This window comes from Rhodovulum sulfidophilum DSM 1374 (assembly GCF_001633165.1).
GTDB lineage: Bacteria > Pseudomonadota > Alphaproteobacteria > Rhodobacterales > Rhodobacteraceae > Rhodovulum > Rhodovulum sulfidophilum.
This window is the reverse complement of the sequence record NZ_CP015418.1, coordinates 1,372,989-1,389,389: the sequence shown is the minus strand read 5'-3', so window position 1 is coordinate 1,389,389 and position 16,401 is coordinate 1,372,989. Positions and strand designations below refer to the sequence as shown.

The following is a 16,401-nucleotide window of genomic DNA, read 5'->3' as shown; positions in this document are numbered from 1 at the left end:
AAAATCGGGGCCCGAAGGCCCCGACCGCTGGATCAGTAGGCCTTGCCGCGCGCCGAGACCGGCCAGAGGCATTCCACCTTGCCGTTGCGCACGCCCACATACCAGTCATGGACATTGCAGGTCGGGTCGCAATGGCCCGGCACGAGTTTCAGCTTCTCGCCCACCTTCAGCACGCCCTCGGGATCGGCGATCACCCCATGCTCGTCCGAGCATTTCGCATAGGTGACGTCCTCACGCCCGAAGACGACCGGCAAGCCGCTGTCGACCGATTGCGCCTTGAGCCCGGCATCGCAGATCGCCTTATCGGCCTTGGCATGGCTCATCACCGAGGTCAGCAGGAACAGCGCATTCTCCCATTCGCCCCGGTCGATCCGCTTGCCGTCGGCATCGAGGATGCGGCCGTAATCGGCATCCATGAAGGCATAGGAGCCGCATTGCAGCTCGTTATAGACGCCCGAGCTGCCCTCGAAATAATAGGATCCGGTGCCGCCGCCGCCGACGATGTCGCAGGCCAGCCCCTCGGCCTTCAGCGCCTCGACCGCCTCGCGCACCATGGCCACGGCAATCTCGATCTTGGCCTTCCGGTCTTCATAGGAATCAAGATGCTGCATCGCGCCCTGATAGGCCTGCAGCCCGGCAAAGCGCAGCCCCGGCGCCGCATCGATGGCCCTGGCGATGGCGACCACCTCGGGCGTCGTCGTCACGCCGCAGCGCCCGGCGCCGCAATCGATCTCGACCAGGCATTCGATCTCGGTGCCGTGCCGCACAGCCGCCTCCGACAGCTCGGCCACGTTCTCCGGATCGTCGACGCAGACCAGCGTCCGAGCGCCCAGTTTCGGCAGCCGCGCCAGCCGGTCGATCTTGGCCGGATCGCGCACCTGGTTCGAGACCAGAACGTCCTTGATCCCGCCCCGCGCGAAGACCTCAGCCTCCGACACCTTCTGGCAACAGACCCCGCAGGCCCCGCCCAGCCGCTCCTGCAGCCTGGCCACATCGACCGACTTGTGCATCTTGCCATGCACCCGGTGGCGCATCCCATGGGCCCTGGCCCAGTCGCCCATCTTCTTGATGTTGCGCTCGAGCGCGTCGAGATCCAGCACCAGACAGGGGGTCTGGATCTCGCTTTCAGCCATCCCCGGCAGGGCCGGGATGTCATAGCCCACCTCGAGCCCGTCGAAATCGGTCACGTCCTTCATCGTCTCTCTCCCAGCGTCCCGGGCGCCTCAAGGGCGCGCAAAATTCCCATCCGTCGCCTGCGGTCCTGCGCGCAAGGGCGGCAGAGCCCTCGCATGCCGCCGGAGGCGTGCCTCACCCGTTGCCGCAGCTGCGCGGCGGGTTTCATGCCGTCATCCAGGGCAGGCGGTCGAGATCGACATTGCCGCCGGTCACGATCACGCCCACGCGCTTGCCTGCAAAAAGCTCGCGGTTCTTCAGCACCGCCGCCAGCGGCACCGCCGAGCTCGGCTCCATCACGATCTTCATCCGCTTCCAGATCAGCTTCATCGCCTCGACGATCTCGGCCTCCGACACGGTCAGGATGTCGGTCACGTTCGACGAAACGAAATGCCAGGTCAGATCCTTCAGCGGCACCTTGAGCCCGTCGGCCACCGTCTCGGGCGCATCGTCGGCGATGATATGCCCGGCCTTGAAGCTGCGATACGCATCGTCGGCCTGTTCGGGTTCGGCGGCGTAGATCTCGATATGCGGCGCGAGGCTCGACAGGGTCAGGCAGGTGCCCGACACCATTCCGCCGCCGCCGATGGGCGCGATCACCGCATCGAGGTCGCGGATCTGGTCGTTCAGCTCGCGCGCACAGGTGCCCTGCCCGGCGATCACCCGCCAGTCATTGTAGGGATGGACGAATTCGGCCCCGGTCCGGGCCTCGACCTCGGCAAAGACCGCCTCGCGCGAACTGGTCGAGGGGTCGCATTCGGTGATCTCGCCGCCATAGCCGCGGACGGCATCCTTCTTGGCCTGCGGCGCCGTGCGCGGCATCACCACATGGCAGGGAATGCCCCGGCGACCCGCCGCATAGGACAGCGACAGCGCATGGTTGCCCGAGGAATGGGTGGCCACGCCGGCCGCGGCCCTTTCCTCGTCGAGCCCGAAGACCGCGTTGCAGGCGCCGCGCACCTTGAAGGCGCCGGCCTTCTGGAAATTCTCGCATTTGAAGAAGAGCGAGGCGCCCGCCATGCCGTCGATGCAGGACGAGGTCAGAACCGGCGTGCGGTGGATATGGGGGGCGATCCGCTCATGGGCGCGGATCACGTCGTCATAGGTCGGAATGTAGAGGGGTCCGTGGTCCTTCATGGCTTCCTCACGCCGCCGCCTGCACGGGCGCGGTCCTGCTGTTGCGATAATGCTCCTGCGCGGCGGCAACGCCGCTGCCAAGCCGGACGGGCAGGCCCAGATCGACCATCGCCATCTCGGCGGTGGCGATCCCCGACAGCGCCATCACGTCGCTCATCAGCCCCAGATGGCCGATCCGGAACACCTTGCCCGCGACCTCGCCCAGGCCCCCGCCGAAGGCCACGCCATAGGCCTCGGCCGCATGGCGCACGATCCGGCCCGCATCGAACCCTTCGGGCGTGACGATGGCCGTCACCGTGTCCGAACAAAGCTCGGGCGCCGCCGCGCAGGTCGTCATGTCCCAGGCGGCGACGGCGCGCCGTACGCCCTCGGCGATGCGGTGATGGCGCGCGCGCACATTCTCCATGCCTTCCTCGAGCAGCAGGCCGGTCGAGACCGCCAGCCCGTTGATGAGCCCGACCGGCGGCGTATAGGGATAGTTCCCGTCCGCCATGTCGCGGATATCGAAGAAACAGCGCGGCAGCCCGGCCGTCTCCATCGCCTGCCGCGCCTTCGCGCTGATGCCGATGATGGCCAGGCCCGCGGGCAGCATGAAACCCTTCTGCGAACCGGCAACCGCCAGATCGACGCCCCAGTCATCCATCCGGAACTCGATGGAGCCGATCGAACTGACCCCGTCGACCATCAGAAGCGCCGGATGCCCGGTCGCATCCATCGCCGCGCGCACCGCGGCGACATCCGAGGTCACACCGGTCGCGGTCTCGTTATGGGTGACCAGCACGGCCCGGATCTGGTGACCGCCATCGGCGGCCAGCGCAGCGGCGAACTCCTCGACCGGAACGCCCTCGCCCCAGGGGCGCTCGACGATCTCGACCTCGAGCCCGTGGCGCTGGCAGAGATCGATCCACTTGCGCGAGAACATGCCGTGGCGGGCGGCCAGAACCTTGTCGCCGGGCCGAAGCGCATTGGTCACCGCCGCCTCCCAGCCGCCGGTTCCGGTCGCCGGGAAAAGGGCCACCTCGCCCCCGGACAGGCCGAGAATGCGCGCGACGCCGTCCTTGGCGGCGGCGAGGATCGGGCCGAAAGCGGCCGAGCGGTGATCCATGGTGGGAATGTCGCAGGCGCGGCGCAAGGGCTCGGGCAGGTTGGTCGGGCCGGGCAGGAAGATCGGGTTCGAGGCGTGCATCGGGCGGTCCTTCATCTGGCTTGCCCATGGATACCGCCCGGTGGCGCTGCGGCGCAATTTTTTCTGAAAGCCTTTTCCGTCAAACGAAAAAAGTGGTAAAGTCATTTATTATCAGTGGCCTCCGGCATCGTGAAATTATGAAAAAACATTTCACTTCAGGCATGAAGGACCGACTCGGATGACACAACCCCGCCCGCGCGGCCGCCCGCGCGCCTTTCACGACAAGACCGACCAGAACACGGTGCGTGCCCTCGACCGGGCGATGGGGCTCTTGACGGCACTGAGCGAGACCAAGGGGCTGACGCTCTCGGAACTGGCGGCCCTGAGCAATCAGAGCCCGGCCACCGTCTACCGGGTCCTGATCACGCTGCAGGGTCACGACATCGTTGAACTGGAGGAGGAGGCGCAGCGCTGGCATGTGGGGCCGGGCGCGTTCCGGATCGGATCGGGTTTTCTGCGGCGCACCAATGTCGCCGAGCGGTCGCGGGGCGCGATGCAGGCGCTGATGCGGGCCACCGGCGAGACCGCCAATCTGGGGGTCGAGGATCGCGACGAGGTGCTGTTCCTGACCCAGGTCGAAACCCATGAGACGATCCGGGCCTTCTTTTCGCCGGGCACCCGGGGGCCGATGCACTGCTCGGGGATCGGCAAGGCGCTGCTGGCCTTTCTTCCCGCAGCACGGGTCGCGGCTATCTTGAAAACGCAAGGCCTGCCGGGCTTCACGCCGCGCTCGATCACCTCCGAAACGGGCCTGCATGCCGATCTCGACCGGACCCGCGCCCGCGGTTACGCGATCGACGATCAGGAACGGGCCGAAGGCATGCGCTGCATCGCGGCGCCGATCTTCAACGCCCATGGCGAGCCGATCGCAGGCCTGTCGGTCTCGGGCCCCGCGTTCCGGATTCCGCTGGACGCAGCCGACGGGATCGGCGCCGAGGTCCGGGCTGCGGCCGATCGGGTCACCGCCGCCACCGGTGGCATTTCGCCGACCGAAAAATCGGCGTAGCGGATTTTTCCGGGGCGGAGGCTTTGATTTTTAGTCGAAAAATCAAAGCCCCGCACTCACGGCCTGCCCCAGCCACCGCCGCCGGGGGTGCGGATCTCGAAAAGCACTCCGGCCTCCAGCGCGATCTCGTCATTGCCGCGCCGACGTTCGCGCCGGCCGTCCGCCTGTTCCACCCAGTTCTCGCCCACCAAACCCGGCGCCCCGCCCGATGCCCCGAAGGGCGGGATCTCGCGATGCGCACAGAGCGTCGTCACCGTCACCGGCTCGAGGAAGCGCAGTCGCCGGATCGCCCCATCGCCACCGCGCCAGCGCCCGGCACCGCCCGAGCCCTTGCGGATCGCGAAGGCTTCGAGCCGGACCGGGAACCGCCGCTCCAGCACCTCCGGATCGGTCATCCGGGTATTCGTCATATGGCTCTGTACCGCGTCGCAACCGGCAAAGCCCGGCCCCGCCCCGGTGCCCCCCGCGATGGTTTCGTAATTCTGGAAACAATCATTGCCCCAGACGAAGTTGTTCATCGTCGCCTGGCTGCCCGCGACGACGCCCAGCGCGCCGTAAAGCGCGTTGCAGGCGGCCTGGCTGACCTCGGTATTGCCCGCGATCACCGCCGCCGGATAGGTCGGGTTCAGCAGGCAGCCTTCGGGCGCGACGATGCGCAGCGGCTTGAGGCAGCCCTCGTTCAGCGGGATGTCGGCCCCCACCATCGTCCGGAAGACGTAAAGCACCACCGCGCGGCAGACCGCGAAGGGGGCGTTGTAATTGCCCTCGTGCTGCGGGCTCGTGCCGGTGAAGTCGATCACCGCCTCGCGCGCCGCGCGGTCGACCCGCAGCGCCACCTCGATCACGGCGCCATGATCCATCGGATAGCGGAACCGCCCGTCCTTCAGCGTGCCGATCACCCGGCGCACGCTTTCCTCGGCATTGTCCTGGACATGGCCCATATAGGCCGCCACCACGTCCCGGCCGTAGCGCTCGACCACCTCCAGAAGCGCCCGCCGCCCGGTTTCGTTGGCGGCGATCTGGGCCTTCAGATCGGCCATGTTCTGCGAGACATTGCGGCAGGGCCAGGGCCCCGAGCGCAGCACCGCCTCGGCCTCGGCCTCCAGCAGCCGCCCGCGATCGACAAGGCGCAGGTTGTCGATCAGCACGCCTTCCTCTTCGATCCGCCGCGAGTCGGGCGGCGAAGACCCCGGCGTGCGCCCGCCGATATCGGCATGATGCCCGCGCGAACCCAGCCAGAACAGGATCTCGTCCCCCAGGAAGACCGGCGTCACCACGGTCACGTCGGGCAGGTGGGTGCCACCGTTATAGGGCGAGTTCAGCATGAAGGCGTCGCCCGGCCGGATCGCACCCGCATGGCCGCGCATCACCGTGCGGATCGACTCGGACATCGAGCCCAGATGCACCGGCACATGCGGCGCATTGGCGACCAGATCGCCCTGCGCATCGAAGATCGCGCAGGAAAAATCCAGCCTTTCCTTGATGTTGACCGACCATGAGGTATTGGCGAGCGTCGCCCCCATCTGATCGGCCACCGACATGAAGAGGTTCGACATCACCTCCAGCAGCACCGGATCGGCCTCGGTCCCCATGGCGGGGGCATGCCGGGCGGCGGCATTGCGGGTCAGGATCAGGTTGCCCATCGCGTCGGCCTCGGCGACCCAGCCCGGCTCGACCATGTCGGTGCCGGTGGGTTCCGAGATGATCGCGGGGCCCTTGATCCGGGTGCCCGGCCCCAGCGTGGCGCGGGCATAAAGCGGCACCTCGACGGTTTCGCCGCCCAGATGCACCGCCACCCGGTCATTGATTTCAGCGCGGGCTTCGGGGGCCATGGCGGCGGGCGCGGTCCCGGTCTCGGCAATGGCCTCGACATCCAGCATGTCGACGATCAGCGCACGGTCGGGCGAGGCAAAGCCGAAGCGCGCCCGGTGCAGCTCTTCGAAACCGGCCTGCATCGCGGCGGCGGGGCCGAAGGGCACCTCCAGCGTCTGGTGCGAGCCCTCGTAGCGCAGATGGGCGCGGGCAAGCGTGCGGATCGCAGTCGGCTCCACGCCCTGACGCCGGAGCGCCGCCTCGGCCCGCGCGGTCAGATCGGCCAGCGCCGCCTCGGCCCCGGCCTCGTCGGCAAGCGGCAGGTCAAGCTGGCCCTCCTCCATCGCCCGGATCTCGGCCAGCCCCATGCCATAGGCCGACAGGACCCCGGCGAAGGGATGCAGGAAGACCCGGCGCATGCCCAGCGCATCGGCCACCAGACAGGCATGCTGGCCGCCCGCCCCGCCGAAGCATTGCAGCGTGTAGCCGGTCACGTCATGGCCGCGCTGGACGCTGATCTTGCGGATCGCATTGGCCATGTTGTCGACGGCGATGCGCAGGAAGCCCTCGGCCATGTCCTCGGGGCTGCGCTCGGGCGTGCCGGTCTCGGCGGCGACCTCGCGGGCAAGCACCGCGAATTTCGTTCGTACCGCCTCGACATCCAGCGGCTGATCGCCCCCGGGGCCGAAGACGGCCGGAAAATGCGCGGGCGTCAGCTTGCCCAGCATGACGTTGCAGTCGGTCACGGTCAGCGGCCCGCCGCGACGGTAGCAGGCCGGGCCCGGATCGGCGCCCGCGCTTTCGGGGCCGACCTGAAACCGGCCGTCCTCGAACTTGCAGATCGACCCGCCCCCCGCCGCGACGGTGTGGATATCCATCATCGGCGCCCGCATCCGGACGCCCGCGACCTCGGTCTCGAAGCTGCGCTCATAGCTGCCGGCATAATGGCTGACATCGGTCGAGGTGCCGCCCATGTCGAAGCCGATCAGCCGGTCGAACCCCGCGGCCTCGGCGGTCCTGACCATGCCGACGATCCCGCCCGCGGGCCCCGACAGGATCGCATCCTTGCCCTGGAACAGCGCGGCATCGGTCAGCCCGCCATTCGACTGCATGAAAAGAAGCCGCTCGCAGCCCCCCTGCCCCAGATCGAGCGCCTCCGCCACCCGGTCGACATAGCGGCGCAGGATCGGCGAGAGATAGGCATCGACCACGGTCGTGTCGCCGCGTCCGACCAGCTTGATCAGCCGCGAGGCGCGGTGGCTGACCGAGACCTGGGTAAAGCCCGTCTCGCGGGCAAGCTCGGCCAGCCGGTCCTCGTGAACCGGGTTCAGATAGCCATGCATCAGCGCGATGGCGACGGCGTGGATGCCCCTGGCATGGGCAGCCGTCAACGCCGCCCGGGCGGCATCCTCGTCAAGCGGGACAAGAACCCCGCCCTCGGCATCGAGCCGCTCGCGGATCTCGGCCACCTCCTCGTAAAGCAGCTCGGGACGGCGGATCTCGAGATCGAAAAGCCGCGGCCGCGCCTGATAGCCGATCCGCAGGAGATCGCCGAAGCCTTCGGTGATCAGCAACAGCACCCGTTCGCCCTTGCGTTCCAGAAGCGCGTTGGTGGCGACCGTGGTGCCCATCCGGACCGATCCGATGGCCCCCCGCGGCAGCGGCTCGTCCGGGCCGAGGCCCAGCAGCTCGCGGATCCCCTGCACCGCCGCGTCGTCATAGCGTTCGGGGTTCTCCGACAGGAGCTTGTGGGTCAGAAGCCGCCCGTCGGGCCTGCGCGCCACCAGATCGGTGAAGGTGCCGCCCCGGTCGATCCAGAAATCCCACCTGTCCGCCGCCATGCCATCCCCCGTCCTGTCGATCGCGGCACCTTGTCCGCGCGCCCTGCCAGAGGTCAAGCCCGCCGCGCAAGCGAAACATATTTCCTCGAAAAGGGCGTTTCCACCTTGTGCCTCCGGAACATTATTCCGATCCTTGACCTCTGAAATCCCGGAGGCCCCGATGGCACATGACGACCCCCAGCCCAAGCTCGACGCGCTCGACCGTCGCATCCTGGGCGAACTCCAGACCGATTCCGGCCAGTCGCTCGACGAGATCGCCCGCAAGGTCGGCTCGTCGAAGACACCGGTCTGGAACCGCATCCGCAAGATGCGCGAGGCGGGGGTGATCCGCCAGCAGACGGTGATCGTCGACCCGAAGGCGCTTGACCGGGGCACCTGCTTCTTCGTGCTGATCCGCACCTCGGAACATGAGGCCGACTGGCAGCGACGGTTTCTAAATGCGCTGATGAAGCGCCCCGAAGTGCTGGAAGCGCACCGGCTGGCCGGCGAGATCGACTATATCCTCAAGGTCAGGGTGGCCGATGCGGCGGCCTATGACGTCTTCTATCAGGCGCTGATCTCGGATGTGCGGATCTTCAATGTCACGGCCCTGCTGTCGATGGAGGAAATCAAGGCGACGACGGTGCTGCCGGTCTGAGCCCCCGGTCCGGACGACGATCCGGGCGGCGGTCAGGGACCGGCTTCGGCCAGGCCCCGGCGCAGCTCGGCCCCGTCGCGCCCCGGCGGCGCGCCGAACAGGCGGCGATATTCGCGGCTGAACTGGGACGGGCTGTCATAGCCGATCCGGAAGCCGATGCCCGCCACATCCCCGGGCCGGGTCAGCAACAGCCGCCGCGCCTCCTGAAGCCGCAGGCTCTTCTGGAACTGAACCGGCGTCATCGCCGTCGCCGCCTTGAAATGACGGTGAAAGGTGGCCGGGCTCATCCCGGCCAGGGCCGCCAGATGCGCCACCCGCAACGGCTCGGCATAATGGGTGCGGATCCAGCCGATGGCGCGACCGATCCGCGCCAGCCGGCTGTCGGCCAGCCCGATCTGCCGCAGCCGCCCGCCCTGCGGACCTGTCAGCAGATGCCAGACGATCTCGCGCCGGATCATCGGCGCGAGCACCGGAATGTCCTGCGGCCGTTCGGCCAGCGCCAGCAACCGCTCGAGCGGGTCGATCAGCGCCTCGCCCAGATCGTGCACCTCGATCGCCGCTCCGGGCGGCGGGTCGGCGACGTTCCCCTGCCCCAGCATCAGCTCGGCCACGACCGCGGTGTCGATTTCCAGCGCCAGGGCAAGATAGGGCGCATCGGGCCTGGCCTCGACGATCTCGGCCCGGATCGGCACGTCCAGCGAGGCGATCAGGCATTTCCCGGCATCGTAGCGGAAGGCCTGCCCGCCCAGCCGGCTGACCTTGGCCCCCTGCAGGACCGCACAGAGCGACGGCCGGTAGACGCCATGAAACGGACCGGTCGGCACCTCGGCAGAGGCCAGCACAAGCCCGGCAATCGGGGTCTGGCGCCCATGCGCCCGCCATAATGAAAGCACGCTGGCCCGCAGGCCCGTCAGTCTGTCATCCATGGCCCCGAGCTAGCACAGCTTCCGCGCCTTTCCAGCATGCCGCCCGCCCCGATGAGAGGATCGTGCAAGAAGTCGAGAGGATCGGCGTCGCGTCCCCGCCCTTGCGAGCCCAGATCTGCCACAGGCCGGAAGGCGGCCGCCGCCGCCCGCACCCCCGGCCGGTTCAGGAAAGGAATTGGATCATGCGTTATCGTCGTCTCGGCCCGAGCGGGCTTTTCGTATCGGAGCTTTGCCTCGGCACCATGACGTTCGGCGGCTCCGAGGGCATGTGGGGGCAGATCGGCCAGCTGGGCCAGGCCGAGGTCGACGGCCTTGTCGGCACCGCGCTCGAGGCCGGGATCAATTTCATCGACACCGCCAATGTCTATGCCGGCGGCGAAAGCGAACGGCTGCTGGGCCGCGCGCTGAAGAACCTCGCCGTGCCGCGCGAGGAGGTGATCGTCGCGACCAAGGTCATGGGGCCGATGGGCGAGGGCGTGAATGCGCGCGGCGCCTCGCGTCACCATATCATGGACCAGTGCAAGGCCAGCCTCACCCGGCTCGGGCTCGATCATATCGACCTCTACCAGATCCACGGTTTCGACCCGGCAACGCCCATCGTCGAGACGCTCGAGGCGCTTGATGCGCTCGTGCGGCAGGGCCATGTCCGCTATCTGGGCCTGTCGAACTGGGCCGCCTGGCAGATCGTCCGGGCGGTCGGCATCGCCGAGGCGCGGCGGCTGGCCCCGATCCTGTCGCTGCAGGCCTATTACACGCTGGCCGGGCGCGATCTGGAACGCGAGATCGTGCCGATGCTGAAGGAAACCGGCATCGGGCTGATGGTCTGGAGCCCGCTGGCGGGCGGGCTGCTGTCGGGCAAGTACGACCGCGAGGGCAAGGCGGCGGACGGGCGGCGGGCCAGTTTCGACTTCCCGCCCGTCGACAGGGACCGCGCCCATGACGCCATCGAGGCGATGCGCGGCATGGCCGAGGCGCGGGGCGCCAGCGTCGCGCAGATCGCGCTGGCCTGGCTGTTGCATCAGGAGGTGGTGACCTCGGTCATCATCGGCGCCAAACGCGCGGACCAGCTGACCGACAATATCGGCGCCACGCAGGTCGAACTGAGCGAGGACGAGCTGGCCCGGCTCGATGCGGTGACCCGCCTGCCCGCCGAATATCCGGGCTGGATGCTGGAACGGCAGGGCGAATACCGCAGCCAGAGCTGAGCCCCGGCAGGGCGGAACGCGGGGGCCGGTGCTGCCCGGCCCCCATCCCGGATCCTCTGCTCCCGATCCTCTGGCCCCGCTTCTCCGGCAGGGATCGGCCGTCGGGTATCAGTCCTCGGGGCTCAACCCGTTCGGACAGGTTCCGGCTTCGGCCGCGGCCGCGTCACGGATATCCTGACTGATCTTCATCGAGCAGAATTTCGGCCCGCACATCGAGCAGAACTGCGCCTCCTTGTGCGCGGCCTTGGGCATGGTCTCGTCATGGAAGGCCCGTGCCGTATCCGGGTCGAGCCCCAGATTGAACTGATCCTCCCAGCGGAAGCCGAACCGCGCCCGGCTGAGCGCATCGTCGCGGGCCTGCGCGCCCGGATGCCCCTTGGCCAGATCGGCGGCATGGGCTGCGAGCTTGTAGGTCACGACCCCGGTCTTGACGTCGTCGCGGTCGGGCAGGCCCAGATGCTCCTTGGGCGTGACGTAGCACAGCATCGCGGTGCCGAACCAACCGATCATCGCGGCGCCGATGGCCGAGGTGATGTGGTCGTAGCCCGGCGCGATGTCGGTCGTCAGCGGCCCGAGCGTGTAGAACGGCGCCTCGTGGCAATGCTTCAGCTGCTCGTCCATGTTGGCCTTGATCTTGTGCATCGGCACATGGCCCGGCCCCTCGATCATCACCTGGCAATCCTTGGCCCAGGCCACCTGCGCCAGCTCGCCCAGCGTGCGCAGCTCGGCGAATTGCGCCTCGTCATTGGCATCGGCGATGGACCCGGGCCGGAGCCCGTCGCCCAGGCTGAACGAGACGTCATAGGCACGGCAGATGTCGCAGATTTCCTCGAACCGCTCGTAAAGGAAGGACTCGCGGCCGTGATGCAGGCACCACTTGGCCATGATCGAGCCGCCCCGGCTGACGATGCCGGTCACCCGCCGGGCCGTGAGCCCGATCATCCCGCGCCTCAGCCCGGCATGGATGGTGAAATAATCCACCCCCTGCTCGGCCTGCTCGATCAGCGTGTCGCGATAGACCTCCCAGCTGAGATCCTCGGCCACGCCACCGACCTTCTCCAGCGCCTGATACAGCGGCACGGTGCCGATGGGCACCGGTGCGTTGCGCAGGATCCAGTCGCGGATGTTGTGGATGTTGCGCCCCGTCGACAGGTCCATCACCGTATCGGCGCCCCAGCGGATCGCCCAGACCATCTTCTCGACCTCCTCCTCCATCGAGGAGGTGATGGCCGAATTGCCGATATTGGCATTGACCTTCACCTTGAAGGCGCGGCCGATCACCATGGGTTCAAGCTCGGGATGGTTGATATTGGCCGGGATGATCGCCCGGCCCGCCGCGATCTCGTCGCGGACGAATTCGGGCGTCACCAGATCGGGGATCTCGGCGCCGAAGGGCTCGCCGTCGCGGCTATGGGCGGCGGTGCGGCCCTCGTTCTCGCGGATCGCGGCGAATTCCATCTCGGGGGTGACGATCCCGGCCCGGGCATAGGCCAGCTGGGTGACGGCCCGCCCGGCCGTCGCCCGCAGCGGCTCGGGCCTCAGCGGGAAGGCCGGAACGAGGCGCGCGCCCTCGGCGAAACCGTTATCGGCGGCGGTGACGGCGCGGGCCGGATAGGTCTCGGCCTCGCCCCGGTCGCGCGCGAAGGGCAGCCGCACCGGCGCGAGCCCCGCGGCGATATCGATCCGCGCGTCGGGCTCGGTATAGGGGCCCGAGCTGTCATAGACCGTCACCGCCCCCTCGCCGGTGGCGATCCGGCGCAGCGGCACCCGGATCGGGTGCAGCCGCCCCGGCATGTAGGTCTTTTCCGAGGCGGGCAGCGGCCCCAGCGTGATCTGCGGAACGGTGTCGGGTCTGTTCATCTTCGTCTCCTCAGTTGACCTGACGAGACCCAGACGGATGATGAGGCAGAAAGCGGGACCGCGGAACCGGACGACCCTGGCGGTCGGGGGCCCTTGCGGCCCGGGGGGCGGTCGATCGCGGCATGCCCCTCGGTCTTCCTACGCCAGTCTCAACTGGGTCAGGTTCGAAGGGTCGCGTCACCGGGGTTTCCCCCTGTCAGCCTCTCAGTCCCCTCGGCGGGACTCCCCTGACGTGCGACGAGGTATCGCAAAGCCGGCGCGGGCTGTCAAACCCGCCGCGGCGCCCGGCCTCAGGGGCGCGGGGACCCGCCGCCCAGCATCGAGGACAGCGTGCCCGCGGGCGCCCGGCTTTCGCTGAAGGAAATGCCCGCCTCGATATGGCGCAGATGCGCATCCATCAGGCCCAGCGCCCCGGCCTCGTCGCGCGCGGCGATGGCCTCGACCAGGCTCAGATGTTCGTCCTTGGCACAGAGCGTCCGCGCCTGGGTACCGTAAAGCCCGATGATGAGCGACGACCGCATGGTCAGTTCCTGCACATAGCGCGCGAGCACGGCATTGCCTGCGATCCGCGCCAGCAGATTGTGAAAGCCCCGCGACAGGCGAATCGCCTCGGACCGGTCGCCGTCATCCTTGGCGCGGTCCTCCTCGGCCAGATGGGCGCGCAGGGCGGCCAGATCCTCCGCCGTCGCCCGGCGCAGGGCGTTGCGGCAGATCGCGGTCTCGACCGCGCGCCGGGCCTGGAACACGTCGCGGGCATCCTCGGCCGTCGGCGTCGCGACCGAGGCCCCGCGATGGGGCAGATGCTCGACCACCTGATAGGCGGTCAGTGCCGCCAGGGCCCGGCGTACCTGTGTGCGATTGCAGGAAAAATGGTCGCTCAGCGCCTGTTCGCCCAGGCGCGTGCCGGCCGGCAGCCGCTGATCGGCAATGGCGTCGAGGATCTGCTCGACGATCCGGGTTTCCTTCGGGGTCTCCATCGGGTCCTCTCTAAGCTGCGGCACCATGCCCCGGCAACAAAATTTCGCTACAGGGCTTGTTGCGCAATATTGATACTATGGATTGTGAACAATTTTTGATAGCATCATGCCGAACAGCCAGGGGATTGCCATCATGAAACTCGTCGTCATCAACCCCAACTCCACCGTCTCGATGACGGAAAAGATCGTTGCCGCCGCGCGTGCCGTCGCCGCCCCCGGCGTCGAGATCGAGGGGCGGACGGCCACCGGCGCCCCGGCCAGCATCCAGGGCCATCATGACGAGGTGATGTGCGCGCCGCATCTGCTGCGCGAGGTGCGCGAGGCCGAAGAGGCCGGGGCCGATGCCATCGTTCTGGCCTGTTTCGACGACCCCGCGCTGGGGGCCTGCCGCGAGGTCGCGACCGGGCCGGTGATCGGGATCTGCGAGGCCGGGGTCAAGGCCGCCAGCATGATCGCCACCTCCTTCTCGGTGGTCACGACCCTGCCGCGCTCGGTGCCGGTGATCGAGGATCTGGTCCGGGGCTACGGGCTGGCGCATCGCTGCCGCCGGGTGCGCTCGGCCGCGATCCCGGTTCTGGCGCTGGAAGAGCCGGGTTCGGACGCCCGGGCCCGGGTGCGCGACGAGATCCTCCGCGCCATCGAGGAAGACGGCTGCGAGGCGGTCGTTCTGGGATGTGCCGGGATGGCGGATCTGGTGGCCTGGCTGAGCGAGGAAACCGGCATTCCGGTCATCGACGGGGTTGCCGTCGCCACGAAATTCGCCGAGGCGCTCGTCGGGGCCGGATTGAGGACCAGCAAATCCGGCGCCTATGCGCAGCCGGAAACCCATTAGAAACGAAAAACACACGGGGAGAGACACCGATGACGATGCCCGAGACCGCGGCCGCGGCGCCTGGACAGATACCAGGCCAGGTACCGCATGTGATCGAGGAAAAGGGGCTGGGCGAGGAATCCCTCGCGCCCCAGGAGACGCGGATCATGGACCCCTGGTCCTATCTCTTCGCCTGGCTGGGCGGCTGCGTCTCGATCGGCACCTTCACCATCGGTTCGGGGCTGGTGGGCACGCTCAACCTGCTCCAGACCTTCCTGGCCATTGCCATCGGCTGCACGGTGATCGGCGTCGCCCTGATGATCAACGGCCGCGCCGGCCACAAATACGGCATCCCCTTCATGGTGCAGGCGCGGTCGGCCTTCGGCTTTTCCGGCACGCGCCTGCCCGCGCTGGTGCGCTCGGTGCCCGCGATCGTCTGGTTCGGCTTCCAGAGCTGGATCGGGGCGGGCGCGCTCAACCTCGTCTCGGAGACCCTGTTCGACTATTCCAATCTCTGGGCCTTCTTCATCGGCTTCCAGTTTTTGCAGATCCTGTTGTCGGTGCTGGGCTTCCACGGCATCAAATGGCTCGAGAATATCGGCTCGGTCTTCATCATCGGCTCGCTGATCTACATGTTCTTCAGCGTGATCGGAAAATACGGCGATGCGATCATGACCAATCTGGTCAATGTCGAGGGCACCTGGGGCGCACCGTTCTGGGGCGCGACGATGCTGTTTCTCGGGATCTACTCGACGATGATGCTGAACGTCTCGGACTATTCGCGCGAGCTGCGCCATGGGGTCGGACCGATGCGCCAGGTCACGATCTATGCCAATTCGATCCTGCCCGCGACGCTTTTCATGGGGATGATCGGGCTGATGGTGTCGGGGGCGACCGGACAGGTCGATCCGATCAAGGTGTTCTCGAGCGCGGTCGACAACAAGCTGCTGCTGGTCACCACCCTGCTTTTCATCGCCTTCGCCCAGGTCACCACCAACATTCTCAACAACGTGGTTCCGCCCGCCTATGCGCTGATGGATGTCTTCAAGCTGAAGTTCAAGACATCGGCGGTGCTGGTCGGGCTGCTTGCCTTCGCGACCTTCCCCTGGAAGCTGGTGCAGGACGAGTCGGCCGCCGGGCTCAATATCTTCATCCAGACCTACAGCGCCTTCCTCGGCCCGATCTTCGCGATCCTGGTCGTCGATTACTACATCCTGCGTCGTCAGCAGCTGGATCTCGGCAAGCTCTATGACGCGGCAGGCCCCTATCGCGGCATCAATCCGGCGGCGCTGATCGCCACGGCCATCGGCGTGGTCGCCGCCTTCGCATTCTCGAATGTGTCCTGGTATGCGAGCCTCATTCCGGCGGGCCTGTCCTACTATCTGCTGATGCTCTGGCTGCCCTCTGCCCGCCGCTTCCGCGACGACTGATCGCCACCGGCCATTTCCGTAACGGGCCCCTTTCGGGGGCCCGTTCATCCATCCCGGCCATGCCCCCTCCCGGCCGTTCGTTTTGCAAGGCACCGGTCATGTGAAACATGGAAACCGGATGCCGCCAGCAAGGCGGATCAGCAGCGCTTGGCCGGTCGCTATATTCAGCAAACGCAACCTGCAACCGTCAGGCAAGCAATGGATCTCGAGCCACTCGCACGAGCCATCTATGCCGGTGATCGGCGGATGCGGTCATCTGCCCATGCTCTCTTCCCTCTGATCCGCGGTCCCGATCGGGCGCATTCACTGTTCAAGACGATGAAGAGAGACGCCGCCAGCTTGCGAACAAACGTGGTCATGCCACAAGGCTCAGACGCCATACACCACCCCGTCACCCCGT

12 protein-coding genes are annotated in these 16,401 nt (G+C 67.6%); 5 read left to right on the top strand and 7 right to left on the bottom strand.

Features of this window, described 5'->3' with window-relative positions; genetic code table 11:
• Nucleotides 1–32 precede the first annotated feature (32 nt).
• From bhcC to bhcA, 3 genes are all read right to left on the bottom strand, one after another.
• Nucleotides 33–1,196, bottom strand: a complete 1,164-nt coding sequence (gene bhcC, locus A6W98_RS06630; protein WP_042459431.1) for a 3-hydroxy-D-aspartate aldolase BhcC — start codon at nucleotides 1,194–1,196, stop codon at nucleotides 33–35.
• A 142-nt stretch (nucleotides 1,197–1,338) separates the two neighbouring features.
• A complete protein-coding gene (bhcB, locus tag A6W98_RS06625; RefSeq protein WP_042459428.1) occupies nucleotides 1,339–2,310 on the bottom strand; it encodes a beta-hydroxyaspartate dehydratase BhcB in 972 nt (323 codons plus the stop codon).
• Nucleotides 2,311–2,317: 7 nt separating this feature from the next.
• On the bottom strand, nucleotides 2,318–3,496 hold the full coding sequence (gene bhcA, locus A6W98_RS06620) for an L-aspartate--glyoxylate aminotransferase BhcA (RefSeq protein ID WP_042459424.1): 1,179 nt from the start codon (nucleotides 3,494–3,496) through the stop codon (nucleotides 2,318–2,320).
• A gap of 178 nt (nucleotides 3,497–3,674) precedes the next feature.
• On the opposite strand from bhcA, the gene bhcR reads away from it, so the two are divergent.
• Nucleotides 3,675–4,502: an HTH-type transcriptional regulator BhcR gene (bhcR, locus tag A6W98_RS06615; protein ID WP_042459421.1), complete on the top strand. Its 828-nt coding sequence runs from the start codon at nucleotides 3,675–3,677 to the stop codon at nucleotides 4,500–4,502.
• Nucleotides 4,503–4,558: 56 nt separating this feature from the next.
• Here bhcR and A6W98_RS06610 read toward each other — a convergent pair whose 3' ends face one another.
• On the bottom strand, nucleotides 4,559–8,155 hold the full coding sequence (locus A6W98_RS06610) for a hydantoinase B/oxoprolinase family protein (protein WP_042459419.1): 3,597 nt from the start codon (nucleotides 8,153–8,155) through the stop codon (nucleotides 4,559–4,561).
• Nucleotides 8,156–8,315: 160 nt separating this feature from the next.
• On the opposite strand from A6W98_RS06610, the gene A6W98_RS06605 reads away from it, so the two are divergent.
• Nucleotides 8,316–8,792, top strand: coding sequence for an Lrp/AsnC family transcriptional regulator (locus tag A6W98_RS06605; RefSeq protein ID WP_042459416.1), 477 nt, complete (start codon nucleotides 8,316–8,318; stop codon nucleotides 8,790–8,792).
• Between the two features lie 32 nt (nucleotides 8,793–8,824).
• Here the strand turns inward: A6W98_RS06605 and A6W98_RS06600 are convergent, their stop codons facing one another.
• Nucleotides 8,825–9,718 carry an AraC family transcriptional regulator gene (locus A6W98_RS06600; RefSeq protein ID WP_042459413.1) on the bottom strand — a complete coding sequence of 298 codons (894 nt, stop codon included), beginning with the start codon at nucleotides 9,716–9,718 and terminating at the stop codon, nucleotides 8,825–8,827.
• 182 nt (nucleotides 9,719–9,900) lie between these two features.
• Between A6W98_RS06600 and A6W98_RS06595 the strand changes: the two genes are divergently transcribed.
• A complete protein-coding gene (locus A6W98_RS06595) occupies nucleotides 9,901–10,923 on the top strand; it encodes an aldo/keto reductase (RefSeq protein ID WP_042459410.1) in 1,023 nt (340 codons plus the stop codon).
• 108 nt (nucleotides 10,924–11,031) lie between these two features.
• Here the strand turns inward: A6W98_RS06595 and thiC are convergent, their stop codons facing one another.
• Nucleotides 11,032–12,783: a phosphomethylpyrimidine synthase ThiC gene (gene thiC, locus A6W98_RS06590; protein WP_042459406.1), complete on the bottom strand. Its 1,752-nt coding sequence runs from the start codon at nucleotides 12,781–12,783 to the stop codon at nucleotides 11,032–11,034.
• Between the two features lie 290 nt (nucleotides 12,784–13,073).
• Nucleotides 13,074–13,760 carry a GntR family transcriptional regulator gene (locus A6W98_RS06585; RefSeq protein ID WP_052677952.1) on the bottom strand — a complete coding sequence of 229 codons (687 nt, stop codon included), beginning with the start codon at nucleotides 13,758–13,760 and terminating at the stop codon, nucleotides 13,074–13,076.
• A gap of 133 nt (nucleotides 13,761–13,893) precedes the next feature.
• Here A6W98_RS06585 and A6W98_RS06580 point away from each other — a divergent pair, with 133 nt between their 5' ends.
• On the top strand, nucleotides 13,894–14,592 hold the full coding sequence (locus tag A6W98_RS06580; protein WP_042459402.1) for an aspartate/glutamate racemase family protein: 699 nt from the start codon (nucleotides 13,894–13,896) through the stop codon (nucleotides 14,590–14,592).
• Nucleotides 14,593–14,621: 29 nt separating this feature from the next.
• On the top strand, nucleotides 14,622–16,001 hold the full coding sequence (locus A6W98_RS06575) for an NCS1 family transporter (protein ID WP_081251818.1): 1,380 nt from the start codon (nucleotides 14,622–14,624) through the stop codon (nucleotides 15,999–16,001).
• Nucleotides 16,002–16,401: the final 400 nt, after the last annotated feature.

Excerpts from the sequence above, each read along its gene's own strand:
- A6W98_RS06585 (WP_052677952.1), bottom strand. The coding sequence starts at position 13,760 with ATGGAGACCCCGAAGGAAACCCGGATCGTCGAGCAGATCCTCGACGCC.
- A6W98_RS06600 (WP_042459413.1), bottom strand. The coding sequence starts at position 9,718 with ATGGATGACAGACTGACGGGCCTGCGGGCCAGCGTGCTTTCATTATGG.
- A6W98_RS06575 (WP_081251818.1), top strand. The coding sequence starts at position 14,622 with ATGACGATGCCCGAGACCGCGGCCGCGGCGCCTGGACAGATACCAGGC.
- bhcB (WP_042459428.1), bottom strand. The coding sequence starts at position 2,310 with ATGAAGGACCACGGACCCCTCTACATTCCGACCTATGACGACGTGATC.
- bhcA (WP_042459424.1), bottom strand. The coding sequence starts at position 3,496 with ATGCACGCCTCGAACCCGATCTTCCTGCCCGGCCCGACCAACCTGCCC.
- thiC (WP_042459406.1), bottom strand. The coding sequence starts at position 12,783 with ATGAACAGACCCGACACCGTTCCGCAGATCACGCTGGGGCCGCTGCCC.
- A6W98_RS06595 (WP_042459410.1), top strand. The coding sequence starts at position 9,901 with ATGCGTTATCGTCGTCTCGGCCCGAGCGGGCTTTTCGTATCGGAGCTT.
- A6W98_RS06610 (WP_042459419.1), bottom strand. The coding sequence starts at position 8,155 with ATGGCGGCGGACAGGTGGGATTTCTGGATCGACCGGGGCGGCACCTTC.
- A6W98_RS06605 (WP_042459416.1), top strand. The coding sequence starts at position 8,316 with ATGGCACATGACGACCCCCAGCCCAAGCTCGACGCGCTCGACCGTCGC.
- A6W98_RS06580 (WP_042459402.1), top strand. The coding sequence starts at position 13,894 with ATGAAACTCGTCGTCATCAACCCCAACTCCACCGTCTCGATGACGGAA.
- bhcC (WP_042459431.1), bottom strand. The coding sequence starts at position 1,196 with ATGAAGGACGTGACCGATTTCGACGGGCTCGAGGTGGGCTATGACATC.
- bhcR (WP_042459421.1), top strand. The coding sequence starts at position 3,675 with ATGACACAACCCCGCCCGCGCGGCCGCCCGCGCGCCTTTCACGACAAG.